At 60.5% G+C, this 20,726-nt stretch carries 19 protein-coding genes; 10 read left to right on the forward strand and 9 right to left on the reverse strand.

All coding sequences use genetic code 11. The annotated features are described in order from the left end of the window. Nucleotides 1-4: 4 nt before the first annotated feature. Both A8G00_RS06560 and hpaH read right to left on the reverse strand, forming a co-directional pair. Nucleotides 5-793: an HpcH/HpaI aldolase/citrate lyase family protein gene (locus A8G00_RS06560; protein ID WP_008828100.1), complete on the reverse strand. Its 789-nt coding sequence runs from the start codon at nt 791-793 to the stop codon at nt 5-7. A 9-nt stretch (nt 794-802) separates the two neighbouring features. Then, nucleotides 803-1,618, reverse strand: a complete 816-nt coding sequence (gene hpaH / locus A8G00_RS06565) for a 2-oxo-hept-4-ene-1,7-dioate hydratase (protein WP_008828101.1) — start codon at nt 1,616-1,618, stop codon at nt 803-805. A gap of 139 nt (nt 1,619-1,757) precedes the next feature. Here hpaH and A8G00_RS06570 point away from each other — a divergent pair, with 139 nt between their 5' ends. From A8G00_RS06570 to A8G00_RS06615, 10 genes are all read left to right on the forward strand, one after another. Then, complete coding sequence (locus A8G00_RS06570) at nt 1,758-2,618, forward strand: alpha/beta fold hydrolase (RefSeq protein WP_008828102.1); 861 nt, start codon at nt 1,758-1,760, stop codon at nt 2,616-2,618. Nucleotides 2,619-2,713: 95 nt separating this feature from the next. After that, the gene (locus A8G00_RS06575) at nt 2,714-3,241 is read left to right on the forward strand and encodes a TIGR02444 family protein (RefSeq protein ID WP_229710705.1); all 528 of its coding nucleotides are present in this window, start codon (nt 2,714-2,716) and stop codon (nt 3,239-3,241) included. A gap of 43 nt (nt 3,242-3,284) precedes the next feature. After that, nucleotides 3,285-4,202 (forward strand): SDR family NAD(P)-dependent oxidoreductase, encoded by a 918-nt coding sequence (locus A8G00_RS06580; protein ID WP_024018971.1) that lies wholly within the window; start codon nt 3,285-3,287, stop codon nt 4,200-4,202. 10 nt (nt 4,203-4,212) lie between these two features. Beyond that, nucleotides 4,213-5,382, forward strand: coding sequence for an acyl-CoA dehydrogenase family protein (locus A8G00_RS06585; RefSeq protein ID WP_008828105.1), 1,170 nt, complete (start codon nt 4,213-4,215; stop codon nt 5,380-5,382). A gap of 108 nt (nt 5,383-5,490) precedes the next feature. Further along, on the forward strand, nt 5,491-6,705 hold the full coding sequence (locus A8G00_RS06590; protein WP_008828106.1) for a CoA transferase: 1,215 nt from the start codon (nt 5,491-5,493) through the stop codon (nt 6,703-6,705). After that, nucleotides 6,702-7,916: an acetyl-CoA C-acetyltransferase gene (locus tag A8G00_RS06595; protein WP_008828107.1), complete on the forward strand. Its 1,215-nt coding sequence runs from the start codon at nt 6,702-6,704 to the stop codon at nt 7,914-7,916. The genes A8G00_RS06590 and A8G00_RS06595 overlap by 4 nt, the downstream gene beginning before the upstream one ends. 2 nt (nt 7,917-7,918) lie before the next feature. Continuing rightward, the gene (locus A8G00_RS06600) at nt 7,919-9,511 is read left to right on the forward strand and encodes an acyl-CoA dehydrogenase family protein (protein WP_103000338.1); all 1,593 of its coding nucleotides are present in this window, start codon (nt 7,919-7,921) and stop codon (nt 9,509-9,511) included. After that, complete coding sequence (locus A8G00_RS06605; RefSeq protein WP_024018969.1) at nt 9,508-10,368, forward strand: MaoC family dehydratase N-terminal domain-containing protein; 861 nt, start codon at nt 9,508-9,510, stop codon at nt 10,366-10,368. Before A8G00_RS06600 ends, A8G00_RS06605 begins: the two co-directional genes overlap by 4 nt. Nucleotides 10,369-10,390: 22 nt before the next feature. Further along, nucleotides 10,391-11,266 carry a MaoC/PaaZ C-terminal domain-containing protein gene (locus A8G00_RS06610; RefSeq protein WP_037517491.1) on the forward strand — a complete coding sequence of 292 codons (876 nt, stop codon included), beginning with the start codon at nt 10,391-10,393 and terminating at the stop codon, nt 11,264-11,266. After that, nucleotides 11,253-12,428, forward strand: coding sequence for an acyl-CoA dehydrogenase family protein (locus A8G00_RS06615; RefSeq protein WP_031308881.1), 1,176 nt, complete (start codon nt 11,253-11,255; stop codon nt 12,426-12,428). The genes A8G00_RS06610 and A8G00_RS06615 overlap by 14 nt, the downstream gene beginning before the upstream one ends. Before the next feature lie 94 nt (nt 12,429-12,522). Here A8G00_RS06615 and A8G00_RS06620 read toward each other — a convergent pair whose 3' ends face one another. The 7 genes from A8G00_RS06620 to A8G00_RS06650 all read right to left on the reverse strand — a co-directional run bounded on the left by A8G00_RS06620 (nt 12,523) and on the right by A8G00_RS06650 (nt 20,726). Beyond that, complete coding sequence (locus A8G00_RS06620) at nt 12,523-13,707, reverse strand: acyl-CoA dehydrogenase (protein ID WP_008828112.1); 1,185 nt, start codon at nt 13,705-13,707, stop codon at nt 12,523-12,525. A 418-nt stretch (nt 13,708-14,125) separates the two neighbouring features. Next, complete coding sequence (locus A8G00_RS06625; RefSeq protein ID WP_008828113.1) at nt 14,126-14,491, reverse strand: cytochrome c; 366 nt, start codon at nt 14,489-14,491, stop codon at nt 14,126-14,128. A gap of 31 nt (nt 14,492-14,522) precedes the next feature. Beyond that, a complete protein-coding gene (locus A8G00_RS06630) occupies nt 14,523-15,989 on the reverse strand; it encodes an FAD-binding oxidoreductase (protein ID WP_008828114.1) in 1,467 nt (488 codons plus the stop codon). Between the two features lie 13 nt (nt 15,990-16,002). After that, the gene (locus tag A8G00_RS06635; protein ID WP_008828115.1) at nt 16,003-16,227 is read right to left on the reverse strand and encodes a non-oxidative hydroxyarylic acid decarboxylases subunit D; all 225 of its coding nucleotides are present in this window, start codon (nt 16,225-16,227) and stop codon (nt 16,003-16,005) included. After that, nucleotides 16,224-17,678 (reverse strand): non-oxidative hydroxyarylic acid decarboxylases subunit C, encoded by a 1,455-nt coding sequence (locus A8G00_RS06640; RefSeq protein ID WP_226869789.1) that lies wholly within the window; start codon nt 17,676-17,678, stop codon nt 16,224-16,226. The genes A8G00_RS06635 and A8G00_RS06640 overlap by 4 nt, the downstream gene beginning before the upstream one ends. A 19-nt stretch (nt 17,679-17,697) precedes the next feature. Further along, nucleotides 17,698-19,137, reverse strand: a complete 1,440-nt coding sequence (locus tag A8G00_RS06645) for an aldehyde dehydrogenase family protein (protein ID WP_008828117.1) — start codon at nt 19,135-19,137, stop codon at nt 17,698-17,700. 41 nt (nt 19,138-19,178) lie between these two features. After that, on the reverse strand, nt 19,179-20,726 hold the full coding sequence (locus A8G00_RS06650) for an FAD-binding protein (RefSeq protein WP_082718778.1): 1,548 nt from the start codon (nt 20,724-20,726) through the stop codon (nt 19,179-19,181).

A 20,726-nucleotide genomic window follows, 5' to 3' on the forward strand; every position in this document is an offset into this window, starting at 1 on the left:
AGCCTCAGTTGCCGCCCTGTGCCGCGATACGCTCACGCCAGACCCGGAGTCCGTCGCCCGCGCCCTTGGCCATCGTGAAGCTGTCGATCCCGTTGGCGATGAAGCGGGCACCGCCATCGAGGAACTGCTGGACGAGGCGTTCGTCGCGCGAAAGGATCCCGGCCGGTTTGCCGGTTGAGACGATCCGCGCCAGTGCTTCGCCGGTCAGCTTGAACAGGGCATCGAAATTGATTGCGCCCAGCAAACCTTCGGTCGCGGCCAGGTCCGCAGGTCCAAGGAACAGCGCGTCGATTCCGTCCACTGCGGCGATCGCCTCAATGTTGTCGACGGCGGTCGCGGTCTCGATCTGGGCGATGATGCAAACCTGCGCATTGGCTTCTGCGACATAGGCAGGATAGCCACCCCAGCGCGCGGCACGGGCGCCGCCGAGGCCGCGTTCGCCTGCAGGCGGATAGCGGGACGCAGTTACGATGGCCTGGGCCTGTTCGGCGGTCTCGACCATCGGAACCATCAGAGTCTGCGCTCCAAGATCGAGAACCTGCTTGATCGCTACCGGATCGTGGCCGGCAATCCGGACGATCGCCGAACACGGCGGCGTCGCCTCGACCGCACGCAGCTGCGCGACGATGCCGGGCAGGGTTTGCGGGCCATGTTCGCCATCGATCAGCAGCCAGTCATAGCCATGGCCCGCGCAGATTTCGGCAATGTCTGGATGGGCCAGGGCCAACCAGAAGCCAAGCTGGACCGGACCTTCGCGCAAGGCCGCCTTGAAGCGGTTGACCGGTGTCTGCATTTTCGCCCCTTAAACGAACCGGAACCCGATTGAACCAAACTCGCCAAAATCGGCGTTGAAGACATCGCCCGGCGCCGCTTCGACCGGGCGCGTGAACGATCCGCCAAGCACGACTTCTCCGGCTTCGAGCCCTTGCCCCCAAGGCGCGAGCCGCCGTACCAGCCAGGCGACGCCGTTGGCGGGGTGGTTAAGCACCCCTGCCGCAAGGCCGGTTTCCTCGATCACCCCGTTGCGGCTGAGCAGGGCGCCGATGCGGCGCAGATCGAGCCCGTCGGGTTTCGCCGGCAGACCGCCGACGATGATTCCGGCATTGGCGGCATTGTCGCTGATCGTATCCAGGACCTTGCGCGCCACTCCGGTTTCGGCATCCTTGGGATGCACCCGGGTGTCTATGATCTCGATTGCCGGAGCCACATAGTCGGTGGCGCTCAGGACGTCGAAAATCGTCGTCTGTGCTCCTTCCAGGCGGCGCCCGAGCACAAAGGCCAGTTCGACCTCGACCTTGGGCGTGATGAACCGGGCGGTCGGCACGTCGCTGCCCTGTTCGAACACCATGTCATCCAGCAAGGTGCCGTAATCGGGTTCGGTGATTCCGGCTGCCTGCTGCATCGCGCGCGAGGTCAGGCCGATCTTGTGACCAAAGACGGCCCGGCCGCGCTCTCGCTTGAGATCGACCCAGGCCTGGTTGATGCGGTAGGCATCCTCGATCTGCATGCCTGGATAGCGCACGGAGAACGGCCGGATCCGTTCGCGGGTCTGCTCGGCATGGTCGAGTTCCTGCGCCAATTGCGCGACCAGTCGATCGTCGAATGTCTCGCCTGTCATGTGTCCTGCTCCCAATGCGCAACACTTGGGAAAACTCATTGCACAATGTCAAACGATATCTTAGGCTCCGGCAAAATTGACTGTGAACTCCGGCAAGGAGTCGCGCGAATATATCGTCAGGATCACATGGGAGAATGTCATGGCTGCTGAAGGGGTTATCAGGGAAGAAAAGATCACGGGCCGCGGCTTGACCTCGCACACCCTCTTGGCGGGCGATCCGTCCAAGCCGGCAATTCTGCTGCTTCACGGTGCGGGTCCGGGCGCACATGCCGCATCCAACTGGTATCACCTGATGCCGGACCTCGCCGAAAACTTCTTCGTGATCGCGCCCGACCTGATCGGTTTCGGCCAGTCGGTGATTCCCGATCCGTGGCCTGACAGCGTGATGGGCTGGATCGGCACCCGGGTCGACCAGTGCTTTGGCCTGCTTGAGGCGCTCGGTGTGAAGAAGGCCCACGTTGTAGGCAATTCGATGGGCGGCGCGCTGACCCTGCAAATGATGAGCGAGGAGCCCGACACAATCGACAAGGTGGTGCTGATGGGTTCGATCGGAGCCCCCGGCCCGCGCACCCCGGAACTGATCCGCCTGCTCTCGTTCTATTCCGACCCACGATATGCCCGCTATCGCCAGGTGATGCACAGCTTCGCCTACGATGCCGAGAAGTTCGAAGGCATGGAGGAAATCGTCGAGAACCGTTACAAGATCGCCACCGATCCGGGAATCATGAAGACCGCGGTCAAGATGATCGATTCGATGAAGAACGGCATTGAGACGCTCAACATGCCGCCCGAACTGCTGGGCAAAATGCCGCACGAAGTGCTGATCTTCCATGGCCGTCAGGACCGGGTGGTGCCGCTCGACACCAGCCTATACCTGATCCAGCATCTCAAGCATGCCGAACTGTACGTTCTCGACCGTTCGGGCCACTGGTCGCAGCTGGAACGGTGGGATGTCATGCGTCCGATGATGGAAATCCATTTCGGCGCCCGCACGTTCTAGGCGGTTGGCCTCGTTGCATGTCTGGTCAGCATTTTCACCAAGGTCCGCGATTGGGTACTTCGGCACGGTCGGACCAAGGCCCGGCCGTGCCGCCAGTGGGTGATGAAGCTTCAATTCAGGTGGAGCAGCACGCGGCGGCGTTATGGGACTATTCCTTACACATTTATGCCAAGCCGGGCGTGGCAGCTTCCTGCCTTGCCTTGCAGGATCAGCATGGGTGTGACGTCAACACGGTGTTGCTTTGCCTTTGGTTGGCAGGGGCGCGTTGCACCATTCTCGCTGTTTCGGACATCGAGGCCGCGCAGCACTCGGCAGCAACTGCGAATGAACGCTTCGTGCAACCGGTCCGTTCGGTGCGGCGCTGGATGAAGCAGTGGTGCCAATGTACGCCTGAGTCGGAAATTAACGCCGCAGCCTATGCGGCGCTGAAGACGGCAGAGTTGCATGGTGAACGTCTGGTCCAGTCCCAAATGCTCGCTGGGCTGGACCTGGACCAGTTGACCCGTGCCGAGTCGTCCGAAGCAGCAGTCCAGGCAAGCTTTGCCAACTATTGTACCTTGGCGAGCACATCTGGCGGAGTGGCAGAGGAACTGGGTGAGCTTGTTGCCAGAGCCTGGCATTGAGCCAGTCCTGCCTGTCGGGCTAATTGCATTTGAGGAACGGGATATGGATCGGTGCCTGGATGGATCAGTTGTCGCGATCACTGGTGCCGGGCGCGGAATAGGTCGCCAACTGGCGTTGTATTGCGCCGCGCAGGGGGCGGCAATTATCGTCAACGATCCTGGCGTGGCGCAGGCGGGCAACGGCGGCGATACCGCATTCGCTCAGAACACCGCTAACGACATCATCGGTGCCGGGGGCAAAGCGGCGGCCAACTTCGGTAATGTTGCAGATCCGGCGGAGGCGCAGAGCATTATCGAGGATGCGGTACGGAAATTTGGCCGAATCGATGCGGTCGTGAACAATGCAGGCATCTTGCGAGACAGCATCTGGCACAAGATGAGTCACGCGGACTGGACCAGCGTCATCGCGGTCAATCTTACTGGTGTCTTCAACGTTTCCAAGGCCGCCACGCCCTATTTTCGTGAACAGAAGGCGGGCAGTTTCGTTCATTTCACTTCGACGAGCGGTCTGATCGGCAACATCGGGCAGGCGAACTATTCGGCGGCAAAGTTGGCCGTCGTCGCGCTTTCGCAGTCTATCGCGCTCGACATGGCGCGAGTTGGCGTCCGCTCGAACTGCATCGCGCCTTTTGCGTGGAGCCGCATGACCTCGTCAATTCCCGCGACAACGCCTGCCGAACACGAACGTGTCCAACGGTTGCAATCCATGTCGGCAGACAAGATCGCGCCGTTGGTTGCCTATCTGGCATCCGACCTATCCAAGGACGTGACCAACCAGATTTTCGCGGTTCGCAAGAATGAAATCGCCCTGTTTTGCAAGCCCCGGCCGATCCGGTCGATGACCAAGGTCGAAGGCTGGACGCCGGAGGCAATTGCCCACGAGCTTGTACCTTCGTTTCGCAGCAGCTTCGCGCGCGCCGATGAAGTCTCGGCGCATGTCTTTCCTTATGATCCAATCTGACAGGTAACCGATGAGCAACGCCGGCATGGATGCAGAAGTCTTCGAACAATTCTTGATACAGCTTGAACGCTTCGTGCGCGACCGGCTCATTCCTGTCGAGCGCAAAATTATTGAAACCGACCTCATCCCCGAAAACGTCCTCGAAGCGATGCGCGACATGGGTCTGTTTGGATTGACCATACCGGAAGAGCATGGCGGCGCCGGCATGAACATCAGCCAGTATATCCGCACCATGCACACGCTAAGTTATGCGATGCCGGCATTCCGCTCGATCATCTCGATCAATGTCGGCATGTTCGCCTCAGCCCTCAAGAATGGTGGAACAGAAGCGCAGAAGGCTGCATGGCTGCCGCGCATTGCCGCGGGTGAAATCGCCGCTTTCGGCCTGACCGAACCGGGTTCGGGATCAGATGCGGCGGGTCTGCAGACGACTGCGGTGCCGACCGGCGACGGCTGGCTTCTCAATGGCACCAAGCGATATATTACCAACTCGCCCTTTGCGAAGGTTGGACTGATCATGGCGCGGACGGCCATGGAAAATCTGCCCAAAAACGCCCATATATCGGCATTCATCGTCCCGCTTGACATACCCGGCGTGACGATCTGCAAGTCGGACAGGAAGATGGGCCAGTCGGGTAGCCATATCGCCGATATCGGGCTGGAAGATGTCCACGTTGGCAGCGAGGCTCTGCTCGGCGGCGAACTTGGCAAGGGCTTCGCATTCGCGATGATGAGCCTCGACAACGGCAGGATGTCGGTGGGCGCCGCAGCGACCGCTTATGCCCGCCGGGCGCTGGATAGCGCCATCCGATACGCGACCGAGCGCAAGGCATTCGGCGAGCCGATTGCCAACTTCCAGTTGATCCAGCAGATGCTCGCCCAGAGCGAGATCGAAATCTATGCCGCCGAATGCATGATGGACGATGTCACTCGGCGCGCCGACGCAGGCGAGAACATCTTGCGCAAAGCAGCGGCGTTCAAGGTTTTCGCGACAGAAATGTGCGGCCGCGTGGTGGATGCCTGCGTCCAGATCCACGGCGGTGCCGGCTATCTTGCCGAATACGATGCCGAACGTTTCTTCCGCGATGCGCGCATATATCGGATTTATGAAGGCACGACCCAGATCCTGCAACTCCAGATCGCTAAGCACATGCTGCGTGAATTTGCGGCGGCGAATTGACCTTCGTGGGTTGCACTTCATCCGCAGGCTGCACCATGGGCGGCCAGGGGGTTCATTCCGCCCCGCCCTGGCGCATGGCCAATTCGCCTGCGGGCCGGATCAAACGCCATGTATAATTTTCTCGATGGCCTATCGATCATTGAGGCATCGTCATTCGTCGCCTCTCCCACGGCGGGCCTTTATTGCGCGCAATTTGGCGCACAGGTGATACGCGTCGACCAGATTGGCGGCGGCCCCGATTACCGGCGCTGGCCTGTGACGGCGGCGAATGATTCGCTCTATTGGGAGAATCTCAATCGTGCAAAAAAGTCAGTCGCGGTTGATCTTCGCAGGCCTGAGGGGCGTGAAATAGTGCAGGAACTCGTGAGGGCAACCGGCCAGTTCATCACCAATTTTCCGGTGGATGGTTTCCTGTCCCATGCCCTCCTCGCGCAGGGGTGTCCGGATCTTGTCACCTTGCGGATAATGGGATGGGCCGATGGCTCGCCCGCGCTCGATTACACCATAAACAATGCCGTGGGATACCCTATGCTGACTGGAACGGGCCCCGATCCGGTCAATCATGTCCTGCCCGCATGGGATCTCATTTCCGGCGCATACGGAGCATTCGCCATGCTTGCCGCGATGCAGTGGCGAAGCACCAGTGGCGAAGGATGCGAGATCCGGCTGCCGTTGTCAGACGTGGCGATTGGCACGGTCGCCAACCTCGGTGGACTTGCAGAAATGCTCTATACGGGCCGGGATCGTCCGCGCCTTGGCAATGCAGTTTATGGTTTGTTCGGTCGCGACTTCACCACGCGCGACGGGGTGCGGACAATGATTGTCGTTGCCACGCATCGCCAGTGGGCCCATTTGCTGGGGGCGCTGGGCCTTTCCGAAGATGTTGCGGCCATCGAACAAGAGCGCGGTGTTTCTTTCGAACAGGATGACGGCCTCCGATATACCTTGCGTGACATGCTCTATCCCTTGTTTGAACGGGCGATCCGGTCGCGTGATTACGCCGATCTGTCTACTGCCTTCGATGCGGGGGGAATCGTCTTTTCGCCCTATCGCAGGATGCTTGATGCGGTTCACGATCCAGCGCTGGTAGCGAACAATCCGATTTTCGGGATGGTGCCAAATCCCAGCGGCTTCGACTATCCCGCCGCGGGCACATTCGCCACCGTTCCCCAAATGCACCGTCGGGATCCTTGTCCCGCGCCGTGCAATGGCCAGCATACCGAAGAAGTCCTGGCGGATCTGCTCTCGCTGCCTGCCGCCGAAATCGCCCGCCTGATCGACGCAGGTATTGTGGGCAACATGGCGAGTGGAGACCCGAAATGACCCTTCGTCGCGCAGCCATTGTCATGCCGATCCGCACTGCGGTGGGCAAGTTTGGCGGCTCTCTTTCGCCGATGACTGCAGGCGAGCTTGGCGCAGTCATCCTCAAGGCCCTGATCGAGCGCACGAAGATCGATCCCGCCCGGGTCGACGATGTCGTGTTCAGTCAGGGATATGGCAACGGCGAGGCGCCGGCCATCGGCCACTGGTCATGGCTGGCTGCCGACCTGCCGCTTGAAGTCCCCGGCTATCAGCTCGACCGGCGCTGCGGTTCGGGGCTACAGGCGATCGTCAACGCCGCGATGATGGTGCAGACGGGGATGTCCGACGTTGTTGTCGCCGGCGGGGTCGAATCAATGTCCAACGTCGAACATTATTCAACCGACCTTCGCGGGGGCAAACGTTCCGGCAGTATCACCCTTCACGACAGGTTGACGCGCGGACGCCTTATGTCTCAGCCGACGGAGCGTTTTGGTGTTATCTCCGGCATGATCGAAACGGCCGAAAATCTTGCCAGGGATTATGACATCAGCCGGGAACAGGCAGATGCCTATGCCGTGCGCAGCCACCAGCGGGCCGCGGCCGCCTGGGCGAATGGAATGTTCGACGACGAAATCGTGCCGGTTGTGGTGCCGCAAAGAAAGGGCGCGCCTGCCATCTTCGCACACGATGAAGGTTATCGCGGCGACGCGACGATGGCTTCGCTCGGCGCGCTGAAGGCGATTGAGGGCGGCGTCGTAACCGCTGGCAACGCCAGTCAGCAGAACGACGCCGCTGCCGCTTGCCTTGTGGTGGCCGAAGACAAACTCGACGAACTGGGGGTGGAACCGATCGCCTTTTATCATAGCTCGGCCGCGGCGGGCTGTGATCCCAGTCGTATGGGAATTGGTCCCGTTCCTGCAGTGCAACGCTTGTTCGCCCGCAGCGGCCTTGGCTGGGGCGATATTGATCTGGTTGAGCTGAACGAAGCCTTCGCACCGCAAGTCCTGGCGGTTCTGAAAGGATGGGGCTGGTCGGATGACGACGGCCGGAACGAAATCCTCAATGTCAATGGTTCGGGTATATCGCTTGGCCACCCGATCGGTGCAACCGGTGGTCGTATTCTTGCCAACCTTACCCGCGAACTTGTGCGCACGAAAGGCCGCTACGGTCTTGAGACGATGTGCATCGGCGGCGGACAAGGCATCGCCGCAATCTTCGAGCGCGCGGCCTGAAGGTGGCTGATCTGCGCCAGGCCCTGAACGCCGCGAGAGACTATCGCGACTCGGTCAAGGCAGCGTTGGGCGCGCGCTTGGTGTCCGGAAGGATTGATGAGGAGCAGCGGGCCGCGCACGGTTATGCCTGGGTGGCCACGCTTGTGGCTGCGCTTGAAGCGGTGCTCGAATGGTCCGAAGCCAGGGGCAGCAAGAATGACTTTGACGCCAGGATCGCCACTCTGGCCTTCGCTGAATGCATTGGCCAGATCGGTGGCGGCCTGCCGATGGGCCAGAACGAAATCTTCCGCCCCGGCGACCTCGGACTTGGCAGCGCTGCCCGCACGCTTTTCGACCGGTGCGTGGACCTACTCGATGTGGACTATGCTGCAACCAGAGGCGAAGTGGCTGCAGCCCTGGCCCAGGGGCAATGGCCAAGCGAGTCGCTCGATGATGCCGAAGCCGACACGATCCGCGAGCAATACCGTCGCTTCACCAATGCTGTCATCGTGCCCCAGGCTCACGGATGGCATCTGGCGAATGATCTGATCCCCGAGGCAGTGATTCAGGCCATGGCCGATCTCGGTACATTCGGAGTCTGCATACCCGAAATCTATGGGGGACTTGGCCTCGGTAAGCTAAAGATGTGCATCATAACCGAGGAATTGTCGCGGGGCTGGATTGGCGCGGGCTCGCTTGGCACGCGGTCGGAAATCGCCGGCGAACTGATCGGCTTGAACGGCACCGAAGCGCAAAAGGCCTGGTGGTTGCCCAGGATCGCAAGCGGCGAGGTTTTGCCGTCAGCAGCCTTCACCGAACCCGACACCGGATCGGATCTTGGCTCCATTCAAACCCGCGCACGGCACGACGGCGATCACTGGGTCATCAACGGGGCGAAAAACTGGATTACCCATGCCAGCCGATCAGATCTGATGACGATGCTGGTGCGAACATTACCTGAAGCCAGGGGTTACGCCGGGCTGTCGATGTTGCTGGTGCCCAAGCCTCGGGGCACGAGCGATGACGGTTTCCCAGCCCCTGGCATGACCGGAAGCGAGATCGAGGTCCCCGGTTATCGCGGGATGCGCGAATATGCCCTGCAGTTCGATGCCATGACCGCGCCGGCAGACGCCCTGCTGGGCGGCGAGGAGGGGAAAGGGTTCAAGCAGCTCATGCGTACCTTCGAGGGCGCACGCATCCAGACCGCCGCGCGGGCTATCGGCGTCGCGCGGCGGGCCATCGAACTGGGCCTCGACTATGCCTTGGTTCGCAAGCAATTCGGCAGGGCCATCGTCGGGTTTCCGCGCGTGTCGGACAAGCTGGCGATGAGCCTTGTCGATTTTGTGATGGCGCGTGAACTCTGCTATGCTGCCGCGCGAGCCAGGGATTCGGACAAGCGCTGCGATATTGAGGCCGGCATGGCAAAGTTGCTTGCCGCTCGCGCCGCCTGGTCGAACGCCGACGCTGCGCTGCAGATCCACGGCGGCAATGGTTATGCCCTTGAATACGAGATCAGTCGCATCCTTTGCGATGCGCGCATCCTCAGCATTTTCGAGGGCGCTGCGGAAATTCAGGCTCAGGTGATTGCCCGCGGCCTGACCGGGGATGATATATGACCACCCAGCCGTACGTACAATGGCAAAGCTGGATTGGTCGTGAAGAATTGCGTCACGACTATCTGGAACCCGCTGCCGCACGACGGTGGCTGGCGACTTTCGACCGCGTTGCGCCGGCAGATGGCAGCGTGCCGCAAGGCTATCATTGGTGCCTTTGCCTGCCAGACGCGCCAACAGCCGCATTGAGCGTGGATGGACATCCGGTGCGCGGCGGCGAAAGCAGCTTCATGCCACCACTTCCTCAGTCGCGCCGGATGTGGGCATCGAGCAGGATCGAATTTCTTTCGCCGTTGCTCATCGGCCAGAAGGTGCAGCGCAGATCGCGGATCAATTCCATCGCCGAAAAGCAAGGCGCGACCGGCAAGCTTGTTTTTGTCGAGATGGCACAGGAAATCCACTGCAAAGGCGAAATCTTCGTTCGCGAAACCCAAGCGATCGTTTATCGGGATCCCATGCCTTTGGGGCCCGCAGAGCTGCCGCGGCCGCCTGACATGACCTTCGACGGATCTCGATGGGTTGCGCACCGCGCGCTGGTCCCCTCGGAAGCCTTGCTGTTCCGATTTTCGGCGCTGACCTTCAACAGTCACCGGATTCATTATGATCGGGCCTACACCTGCGAAATCGAGGGGTATCGCGGCCTCGTCGTTCACGGTCCGTTGACGGCGACACTGCTGCTGGAACTCGCCCAGCAGCACTTCGGCGACAATGCGCTTCGGTGCTTCGATTGCCGAGCGGTGTCTGCCGCGATCTGCGGCGAGGAACTGCATTTGGCGCTTCGCGCGAACGGTAATAGTGTTCAGTTCGTCGCCCATGCGCGCGACGGCCGTCCGATCATGGTTGCCAGCGCCACCCTTTGACCACCTTCCAGGGAAATTGAAAGTGACAATCGATCCGCAAAAATTGCTCAACTTTCGTATTCCTGCGGTTCGTCAGACCGTCACTCCACGCGATGCTGCATTTTACGCCTTATCGATCGGGATGGGGCGAGATCCTACCGACCTCGCGCAGCTGCCATTCGTGGATCCCCTTCGTGGACCGGTTGCCATGCCCGGCATGGCGCTCGTTCTCGCGAGTCCCGGGTTCTGGCTGGGGCACCCTGATTCCGGTGTGGATCCGGTTTCCGTCCTGCATGCCGGTCAATCCATGGTACTGCTTGGCCCGGTTCCGGCAACTGGCGAAGTCGAAAGCACAACCCGCGTCACCCACATTGTCGACAAAGGCGTGGGCAAGGCCGCGTTGATATTCACCGAAACCAATATCCGCGATGATTGCGGCACCTGCTTTGCCTGTCTTGAACGTACGATCTTCATTCGCGGCGGCGGCGGGTTCGGAGGGGAAGGCGAAGCTCCGCGAAGTTCGCCGGTACCCGTGGCGGAAGGCAATGCCGCTCTTGTCATTGACCTGACGACCGGTCCCGAACAGGCCCTGATCTATCGTCTAAATGGAGATCTCAACCCGCTGCACAGCGATCCAGCAATCGCGGCGCGCGCCGGGTACAGGATGCCGATATTGCACGGCCTGGGCACGATGGGCATCATCGTTCACGCCATCCTCCGCGGGCGGCTCGGCTACCAGACCGAGCGCCTGCGCGCAGTGCAACTGCGTTTCGCCGCACCGGTGTTCCCTGGTGAAACCATCAGAACCGAAATCTGGAATAACGGCGCTTTTCGGGCATCGGTGCTCGAGCGCGACGTCATCGTTGCAGATCAAGGGTTTTTCACAATCTCTCCGGATGAGGGCGATGCAGTTTCTTAGTCCTTTCGAACCTCAACACTTTCACGAAATCCGCGACGGTGTGCGCCGGCTTTGTGAAAAGTTCCCGGGTGAATATTGGCGCAAGCTCGACGCTGATCGCGAATATCCGACTTCTTTTGTCGATGCGTTGACGAGCGCTGGCTATCTTTCGGTACTTATACCCGAGGAATATGGCGGATCAGGTCTGGGCCTTTCGGCTGCAGTTGCCATCCTTGAGACGATTCAAGCGATGGGTTGCAACGGAGCGGCATGCCATGCCCAGATGTATAACATGGCCATCATCCTTAGACATGGATCGGATGAGCAAAAGCGCCTTTATCTGCCCGCGATCGCAAGCGGCGCACTGCGCTTGCAGGCTTTCGGCGTAACCGAGCCGGGAAGCGGCTCCGATACCACTGCGTTAAGGACGACGGCAGTTCGCGATGGGGACTATTTCGTGGTGAGCGGCCAGAAAATCTGGACCAGTCGCGCCGAACACAGCGATCTCATGCTGCTGCTAGCGAGGACTTCGCCGCGCGATCAAGTGACGAAGAAAACCGACGGTCTTTCCATATTCATCGTCGATATGAACCAGGCTCGCACCGCGGGTTCGCTAACGATCCGGCCTATCCGCACCATGATGAACCATGCCACGACGGAACTTTTCTTCGACAGGATGCGCATCCCGGTCGCCAATCTCTTAGGCAAAGAAGGCAAGGGCTTTCATTGCATCCTTTCGGGCATGAATGCGGAAAGAGTTCTTATTGCTGCCGAATGCGTCGGTGATGCGAAATGGTTCACCCGAAAATCCATTGCTTATGCCAATCAACGGGTGGTGTTCGATCGCCCCATTGGCATGAACCAGGGCGTCTCTTTTCCGATCGCGCGAGCCCACGCAAATATGCGCGCTGCCGAGCTCATGGTCCATGAGGCCGCGCGCCTTTACGAAGCGGGGCTTGAACATGGACCCGAGGCGAACATGGCAAAAATGCTTGCCGCGGACGTAGCAGTCGAAGCGGGCAACGCCTGCATCCAGACATATGGCGGATATGGCTTTGCTGAGGAATACGACATCGAACGGAAATTTCGAGAGGCCCGCCTTTATCAGGTGGCACCTGTTTCGACCAATCTCATATTGTCATTCATCGCAGAGCATGTCCTGAAACTACCGCGAAGCTATTGAGGCGGCCACCACGCTCCGTCGTTTCCGCTCACTCGACACAACGACTGTTGCTGCGACCAGGCAGCGCAACACTGAAGAAGAAAGGTGGCCTACCCTAGAATGCGGCAATGCCAGTGAGTGCTCGACCAAGGATGAGCGCGTGTACATCGTGCGCGCCTTCATAGGTGTTGACGGTTTCCAGATTCACCATGTGCCGCATGACTTGATATTCATCGCTGATGCCATTACCGCCGTGCATGTCTCGGGCATGGCGCGCAATATCAAGCGATTTTCCGACATTGTTACGCTTGACGAGAGAGACCATCTCCGGCGCGAACCTGCCTTCGTCCATTAGGCGGCCGACACGCAATGAGGCTTGCAACCCTAGCGCAATGTCCGTTTGCATATCGGCGAGCTTCTTTTGATAAAGTTGGTTGGCGGCAAGCGGCTTTCCAAACTGGTGCCGATCAAGTCCATATTGGCGGGCTGCGTGCATGCAATATTCCGCGGCGCCGAGCGCTCCCCAACTGATCCCATAGCGTGCGCGGTTTAGGCAATCGAAGGGGCCCTTGAGACCCTGGACCCCGGGGAGCAAGGCTTCTTCGTCAACCTCAACCTCGTCCATCAAGATCATGCCGGTGGTCGAGGCACGCAGGCTGAGCTTGCCCTTGATCTTGGGAGCGGAAAGCCCCTTCAGGCCCTTTTCAAGCACGAAGCCGCAAATGGCCCCATCATGTGCTTCGCTCTTTGCCCAGACAACAAAGACGTCGGCGAAAGGAGCATTCGAAATCCATGTTTTTATGCCGGAAAGGACATAGCCACCATCAATCCTCTTCGCGATTGTGCGCATGCCCGCAGGATCAGATCCCGCATCAGGTTCTGTCAGGCCGAAGCAGCCGATCAGCGAGCCTGCGGCTAGGCCAGGCAGATATTTAAACCGCTGTTCTTCCGAGCCGAAAGCAAAAATCGGATACATGACGAGCGAGCTTTGCACCGATGCCATTGACCGATAGCCCGAATCCACGCGCTCAATCTCACGCGCGATCAGGCCGTAGGAGACATAGCCAGCTCCAGCACCGCCATAAGACTGTGGGATCGTCGCTCCAAGCAAGCCGGCTTGTCCCATGAGTGGAAACAACTCTGCTGCATCCAGCTCTTCGCGGAAGGCATTGATGACCCGGGGCTGAAGTTCCCCTTGCGCGAAGCCATGAGCCGCATCACGCACCATTCGTTCTTCTTCAGTCAGTTGATCGTCAAAGTTGAAGGGATCGCTCCAATTAAAGCGTGCCATTTCAGTCATACATTCAGCTCGTCATATAATGAAATTAAGTTCATATCCCGTAATGGCGAGGAGTTCTTCAACCGTTACCGCGAGTTTTGTGATTTGGGCGATAAGACTGAAAGTGAAACAATCCACGCAAATACCCGCATGCGGTTGTAGCGAGCTGAAATTCCCAGGAAGGCTACGCTGCCGAGCACAAGGCCAACCGGGCCAGCGAGGAAAGCTGGACCGAAAGCGCTTTTGTGGTGCGGCGAGCGGAACCAGACAACAGCGTAACTAAGCGATCACTTGTGTACCGTAGCTATCGATAATGACGACTATCAAACACAAGGTGCGTGCTCACCAAAGCAACCAGCTATCCGCATACTCCGTTGGCACCCTAGCAATTTCAGCCTTACGAACCCTGTCGACCTTTTCCGCCCAGCTTGATTTGACCTCAAAGTGCCTTGTTTTTGGCGGGTTCGGCCTTTGCGGGGGGAAGCTTCTGCGCCACGATGTGATCGTAGATCTGCTTGATCTCCGCGTCCGACAATTCGGTCGGTCGGAACGGCGGCATTTCGATCAGGCCCTGGCGAACGACCGAATGTAGGTAATCGTAATCTAAGTCCTTGCGACCGATGAGCGAAGGCACCGGAGCACCTTTTTCGGCCAGCAGCATGGTGCCACCGTGGCCCGGGCCGGGGTTGTGGCAACCTGCGCAGTAACGCTCATAATTCTCCGCACCGTCCACCACTGATTCGCCTTGTGCGGACGAACAGGCAGCAAGTGCAGCGAAAAGCGAAAGGGCGAGGAACTTATTCATTTTACCTCCGCAGGCATGGCGACGCATCGGCTCAGACCGAGGCAAAGATCGAGTTGGGATCAAGCGCCTGCTTGACCCGCGCATGCAGGGCCGAGCGGCCACCCTTTTCATAGGTCTTGGCAACCGCCGCCCCCAGCCCGGGGTCGGTCAGGATCTGGCCGAAGCCGGCCTCGGCCTGCGCGGCGATCAGGGCTTCGGCGCAGGTCTTGGCCCGTACCGCATCCTCGCCCTTCCCGGCGGCATGGGGCAGCACCTGGCGATGGTTGGCCGAACGCCAGATCGCGGTGGTTTCGCCAACGAAGTCGAAGCCGTTTTTGGCACAGATATCGCGCGACAGTTCATAGAGCTTGACGGCTTCCTCGCCATCCACAGGGCTGACCGGGTTGACCGTAAGCGCCATGTCGCCGCTCCAGCCTGCTGTCCTGGCCGGGGGATCGGCCACCACACCGGTCATAGTGCCCATCCGCCAGGCCCACAGCTTGGGATCGATGCCCTTGCCATCGGTAATCACCCTTGCGCCGCTGATCGACGAGAACGCGCCCTTGACCATGTCCCACAGGATCGCGACGTTGCCGGGCAGGCCATAGAGCGAGCCGTAAAGGTTCCAGTAGCCTAGTCCGAGCACCTCACCAGCGGCCTTGACCGCGCTTGCCGCCATCGGCCCCTGGCCCTCAAAATCGGCGCGGCGCTTGCCGAGCAGGGCCGCTTCGTGGAGCGCATTGCCCACCGCGACGCCATTGGCCACCACCATGTTGAGCTTGAGCGGCCCGAGCACGTCCAACAACGCGCCCAGATCGTCCTCCTTGGGGACCGAGACCATGAAGGTCTGGTGCGCCGGGGGCTGCGGCATCATCCACATGCCCACCTTGGTCACCACCCCGAAATCGGACTGGGTGAACAGGCCATCGACCCAAGGGCCATAGCCGAACTTGAACAGCTGCCAGCAGGTGCTCTTGGGCATGGCGCCCATGCCGGTGCGCACCATCTTGCCATCAGCCAGCATGACCTCGAGCCCGCACTGCATCAGGAAATGATCGGAATAGGGGGTGTAGCCGGGGCGGCGGTTGATGAAACTGGCGGCCACGCTTTCATCGGGATTGCCGGGAAAGTCGACCCACAACTTAATTCCCTTTTCCTTGATGTGGGCATCGAGCTGGCGGAAGGTGACGCCCGGTTCGACAAGGCAGGTGGCCAGTTCGTCATTGACCTCGAGGACCTTGTTCATCTTCTGCAGGTCAAGCACGATCACCTTGTCCTGTACGGCTTTTTCAAGTCCGTAGGCGCCGTTGCAGACCGTCTGGACCACACCGCCGCTGGTGCGCGCAGCTTCCAGCACCTTGGCGAGCTGGGCTTCATCGGCCGGAAGCACCACGCCTGCCGGTGCCATCCCTGGGACAGCATAGCGGGCCAGGGTCTGCGGGCTGGTATCGACGGCGGCCTTGCCGAGTGCCTGGGCGAGGGTGCCGAGCGTGGCCGTCTGGCGGGCTTGATCGATCATGGCGTTGGGAGCCTTATTGCTGGAGAATCTTGGGATAACGCTGGAGATCGCCGGCATCGACGGCGAAATCGGCCGAGCGCACAGCCGGGTCGATAGCGCGGGCCGGTTCGCTGTCGCGCCAGGAAAAGTTGCAGGTCGGGCAGCGCAGGATCGTCCACACGACCGCGCCGTCCTGCCTGCCCTGATGATCGGTGACAGCGCCGCTCGATTTGCAGCGCCCGCAGACGGTGGTGGTCATGACAGGGCTCCCAGCTGCATTTCGCGGATCCGCTTGCTCAGGGCGTCGATCTCGTCCCCGGTCGGCGGGGTGACAAGGTGCGCTTCACCCACCGGATCGGGCGGGAGATAGCTGGTCGCGTCGATGATCAGGCGGTGCCCCTTGCCCGGGACCACTGCCGAAGGATCGATCGGCACGGCAGGCATGTTGGGCAGCACGATGATATCGTCCGCACGGGTGCGGGTCGAAAGCGCCCACATCACCTGGTTGAGATCGAACGGATCGACATCGGCATCGACCATAATCAGGTTCTTGAGGTACATCACGCCGTGCGGCGTGCTCAGCGCGCGCAGCGCGACCGTCTTGGCAAAGCCGGCCATGCGGTTCTTGACCGAGATGATCCCGGTCAGTCCGTGCTGGTAAAGCGCGTTGACCGCGGTGACTTCGGGGAAGCTCTGGCGCAGCTGGGCATAGATCGGGGCGGAGGTGTGCAGGCCGATCAGCGTATCGTGCTCGGTCCAGCCGCGCCCGATGTAAATGTTCTCGAAGATCGGATCGCGCCGGTGCGACACCGCCGTGACCTTGAAGATCGGCGCCTTGCGCACGCCGCTGTAGGAACCGGGGAATTCGCCGAACGGCCCTTCCAGCTCGCGTTCACCCAGTTGCAGTTCGGCCTCTATCACGATTTCGCTGTCGGCCAGGATGTCGATCCCGTTGCCCGATTTGGTCAGCCGGATTGGCGCGCCCATCATCGCCGAGGCATAGGAATATTCCGATTCCTCGTAGCCGATCGGGGTGGCAGCAAACACCGCAAGGCCGGGATGATTACCCAGCATGACCGCAATCTTTAGCGGAACGCCTTCCCGTTCGGCCGCCATGATCTGACGTCCCATGTCGTGGGAGGGGATCGTCATCAGGGTGAAGCTGTCCGGCCCTTGGATCTGCAGGCGATAGATGCCGACATTCTGCTTGCCGAAATTGTCTGGATCGAGCGGATCGCGCGAGGCGACCGAGGCCTTGCCGATGTAGAACCCGCCATCATATTCGTTGATCCGATAGACCGGCAGGACATCGTAAAGGTTGATGTCCTGTTCGATCCGGCATTCGTGCACCGGGGCCTGGGCTTCTGGGACAAAGCTGATTTGCGCTTCCTGATCGCCCCAGCGGCCGGCGATCTCGAAGAAAAGCTCGCGGATGGTCGTGCCTTTAGGTCGGCCCAGCAGCAGGGCGATATTGTCCCACGAACCATGGACGCCCACCGCCAAGCGCTTGCCGGGGTAACCGGTGATATTGTCGAATACGATCGCCGGCGCGCCGTTGGCATCGCGCGATGCGGCGACGGCTATGTTGCGCACGCCGGGTTCGGGCATCACCGCATCGCTCCAGGTGATCGCCTGGCCGGCATCCTCGAGCAGTTCGAGGAAGTCGCGCAGCGACGAGATCGAGCGGGCGCGGTTAGGGAGATCGTTCATGGTCATTCGTTCCCGCCTGTCAGTGTCCGCCCTCAGTCGCCGACTGGATCGTGACCCATTTCCATTCGGTCATGATCTCGAGATCGGCTTCGGTCCCTTCGCGCCCGAAACCTGACGCTTTGGTTCCGCCGAACGGGACGTGGGGCTCGTCGTGAAGGGTCGGCGCGTTGATGTGGACCATCCCCGCTTCGGCACGTTGGGCAAAGGCCAGAGCCTTGTCGAGATCGCGGGTGAAGATCGACGCGCTGAGGCCGTATTCGGTGTTGTTGGCGAGTTCGAGCACTTCCTCAAGTGTGTTGAACGGAAAGAGCGAGGTGACCGGGCCGAAGGTCTCTTCCTCGAACACGGTCATTTCGGCTGTAACGCCGCGCAGTACCGTCGCTGAGCATACGTTTCCGTTCCACTCAGCACCGGCTAGCAGTTCTGCGCCCTTGGACCGGGCATCGTCGATGTGGCGGCAGACCCGGTCGCGCTGGCGTTCGGAAATTATCGGGCCCAGCATGGTGGTAGGATCGCGCAGGTCGCCGCTCTTGGCGCGGCCTGTCGCGGCGGCGAAGGCCTTGGCGAACTGGTCGAAGATCGACTGTTCCACATAGATCCGCGAAGCCCCCATGCAGACCTGGCCCTGGTACATGAAGATGCTGAACAGCGCGGCGTTGACCGCCTTGTCCAGATCGGCATCGGCGCAGATCACCAGCGGGCTCTTGCCGCCCAGCTCCAGCGTGTACTTCTTGAGGTTGCGGGCCGCGATTTCGGCGATGTGCTTGCCGACGCGCGAGGACCCGGTGAAGGTTATCGATGCGACCTTGGGATGGCCGGTCAGCACGTCGCCGATCTCCGCGCCATTGCCGTAGACCACGTTGAACAAGCCGTCGGGAACGCCGGCCTCCTTCCACAATTTAGCGAGCAGATCGGCGATCATTGGCGCGGCTTCCGAGGGTAGCAGCACGAAGGCGTTGCCTGTGGCCAGGGCCATGGCCGACTGTTTGATCCCCTTGATCAGCGGCACGTTGAACGGGGTAATCCCGGCGACCACACCGACCGGCTGGCGCAGGCTCATGCTGAACCGCCCAGGGGTGTCCGAAGGGATCGTTTCCCCCCGAATCCGGCGCGGCACGCCGATCGCCGCGCGCAGGAAGCTGACCGCGAAGCGGGTTTCGAACCCGGCCTTGGCGATCGGCGAACCGATTTCGTCGACCAGCACGTCGGCGAATTTGGCGGTATCGCGCTCCATGATTTCGGCGGCTTTCGCGATCCACCCTTCGCGCACTGCGGCGGGCAGATCGCGATGCTGGAGATAGGCCTGATGCGCGTTCTCCACGGCGCGGTTCACGTCTTCCGCGGTGCCGGCGGGAACCCGGGAATAGACCGAATCATCGACCGGGTTAAGATCGTCGAAATAGGCCCCGCCCGTTGCAGCCACGGCGGTGCCGCCAATCCAGTGCTCAATTTGCGTCATGGTCGTCAATCCTTGAAGTCTTTGTTCAGCCGGCCGTGTGATTACGCTTGGTTGCGCATCGCCTGGGGCCATATCCCCTGCTTGCCGGGGGAGAGGATGCCGTTGGGGTCGAGCACGTCCTTGAGACGGTGGTGCAGGTCCCACAGCGCCCCATCGTTGTGCTTATAGGTCTTGGCGATCTGGTCCATGAAGGCGAGGTGGGTGCGGTATTCGCCGAAGCCCGCACCGGCTGCCTCGTCTACCAGCTTGCCGAACAGGTCATAGGCGCTCTTGCGCATGCCGTCGTCGGCGCGATCGTACATGATCATAAGGATGTGGTGCATGTCGCGCCAGCCGACCAGGAACTCGCCGATATAGTCGAACCCGAAATCGTGGCAGCGCTGTTTGATCAGGTTATACTGGCTCAGCGCTTCCTTACCGTCGGGTGCCGAGATCGGCGAGAAGTTGATATGCCCGCCGCCGCCGATCCAGTTCATAATGCTGAATTCGGTCATGTTCGGCTCGCCGCGCATCAGTTGCACGCGATAGTCCCAGGCGGGATCGTTATCGCGGTTGAGGTGCAGCTTGGCACCCGGAATGCTCATCATCGCTTCCTCGACGAGCTTCCAGTTGTTCTCGATGACCGGCGGCGGACCATAGAGCGCGGCGTAGAAGTTCCACATGCCCAGGCCATGATCCGACGCGATCTTCTTGCGGATCGAATCTGGGATAGGGCCCTTGCCGTCGAAGTAATGGCGACGCGTGGTCTTGGCGGACACTTCCCACAACAGATCGACCGCCACAGCGGCGTTCGGGATAACCTGGTTGATTTTCAGCGGCAGCACCGCATCGAAGATTGCGGCAAGGTCTTCCTCGCGCTCGTAAGTGATCATGAACGGCTTGTAGCCCGGCGGTTCGGGCATCAACCAGATACCCATCTTGGTAACAATGCCGAAATTGGACTGGGTGAACATGCCATCAAAATGCGGACCGGCTGCATGCTTGGTGGATTGCCAATGCTGCGACCCCTCGATCGCGCCCTGACCGGTGCGGACGACCTTACCGTCGGCAAGGACAACTTCCATGCCGCACTGCATGACGAAGTGATCGCCGTAGGGGGTGTAACCCGCGCCATGTTCAAGCGCGTTGCCCATGACGCCGCCCCAACCTGGTGCCGCAGGATCGACCCAAAGCTTGCTGCCGATCTTGCGCAGATGGCGGTGAAGCTGAAAATAGGAAACGCCTGGTTCGACCAGCGCATAGCCGTATTTCTCGTTGACTTCGAGAATGCGGTTCATACGCTTGAGGTCGAACATGACATAACCGGACTGGCGCGGGGCCGGGCCACCATAAGCGAAATTGCGGCCGTTGCCGAATGTCCAGATCGGCAGCTTGTAAGCGTTGAATACCTTCAGTGCCTGCTGAATCTGTTCCATGTTGGCCGGTGCCACGGCAGCCGAGGGCAGCATCTCGCCATCGGCCAGCGGTGAATAGGCGTCGCGATAGGCCGACAGCGGCAGTTCATCGACGAAGACCCATTCCTTGCCGACGATAACCGCTAATTCGTCCAGAGCCTTGGTAAAGGTTGCGGCGTCGACCCCTTGTGGCAT

Origin of the sequence: Sphingobium sp. SA916 (assembly GCF_002894065.1) — a bacterium.
Classification (GTDB): Bacteria; Pseudomonadota; Alphaproteobacteria; order Sphingomonadales; family Sphingomonadaceae; genus Sphingobium; species Sphingobium fuliginis.

Coding starts and splice junctions, on each gene's coding strand:
- A8G00_RS06560 (WP_008828100.1), bottom strand. CDS start 793: ATGCAGACACCGGTCAACCGCTTCAAGGCGGCCTTGCGCGAAGGTCCG.
- hpaH (WP_008828101.1), bottom strand. CDS start 1,618: ATGACAGGCGAGACATTCGACGATCGACTGGTCGCGCAATTGGCGCAG.
- A8G00_RS06570 (WP_008828102.1), top strand. CDS start 1,758: ATGGCTGCTGAAGGGGTTATCAGGGAAGAAAAGATCACGGGCCGCGGC.
- A8G00_RS06580 (WP_024018971.1), top strand. CDS start 3,285: ATGGATCGGTGCCTGGATGGATCAGTTGTCGCGATCACTGGTGCCGGG.
- A8G00_RS06585 (WP_008828105.1), top strand. CDS start 4,213: ATGAGCAACGCCGGCATGGATGCAGAAGTCTTCGAACAATTCTTGATA.
- A8G00_RS06590 (WP_008828106.1), top strand. CDS start 5,491: ATGTATAATTTTCTCGATGGCCTATCGATCATTGAGGCATCGTCATTC.
- A8G00_RS06595 (WP_008828107.1), top strand. CDS start 6,702: ATGACCCTTCGTCGCGCAGCCATTGTCATGCCGATCCGCACTGCGGTG.
- A8G00_RS06605 (WP_024018969.1), top strand. CDS start 9,508: ATGACCACCCAGCCGTACGTACAATGGCAAAGCTGGATTGGTCGTGAA.
- A8G00_RS06615 (WP_031308881.1), top strand. CDS start 11,253: ATGCAGTTTCTTAGTCCTTTCGAACCTCAACACTTTCACGAAATCCGC.
- A8G00_RS06620 (WP_008828112.1), bottom strand. CDS start 13,707: ATGACTGAAATGGCACGCTTTAATTGGAGCGATCCCTTCAACTTTGAC.
- A8G00_RS06625 (WP_008828113.1), bottom strand. CDS start 14,491: ATGAATAAGTTCCTCGCCCTTTCGCTTTTCGCTGCACTTGCTGCCTGT.
- A8G00_RS06630 (WP_008828114.1), bottom strand. CDS start 15,989: ATGATCGATCAAGCCCGCCAGACGGCCACGCTCGGCACCCTCGCCCAG.
- A8G00_RS06635 (WP_008828115.1), bottom strand. CDS start 16,227: ATGACCACCACCGTCTGCGGGCGCTGCAAATCGAGCGGCGCTGTCACC.
- A8G00_RS06640 (WP_226869789.1), bottom strand. CDS start 17,678: ATGAACGATCTCCCTAACCGCGCCCGCTCGATCTCGTCGCTGCGCGAC.
- A8G00_RS06645 (WP_008828117.1), bottom strand. CDS start 19,137: ATGACGCAAATTGAGCACTGGATTGGCGGCACCGCCGTGGCTGCAACG.
- A8G00_RS06650 (WP_082718778.1), bottom strand. CDS start 20,726: ATGCCACAAGGGGTCGACGCCGCAACCTTTACCAAGGCTCTGGACGAA.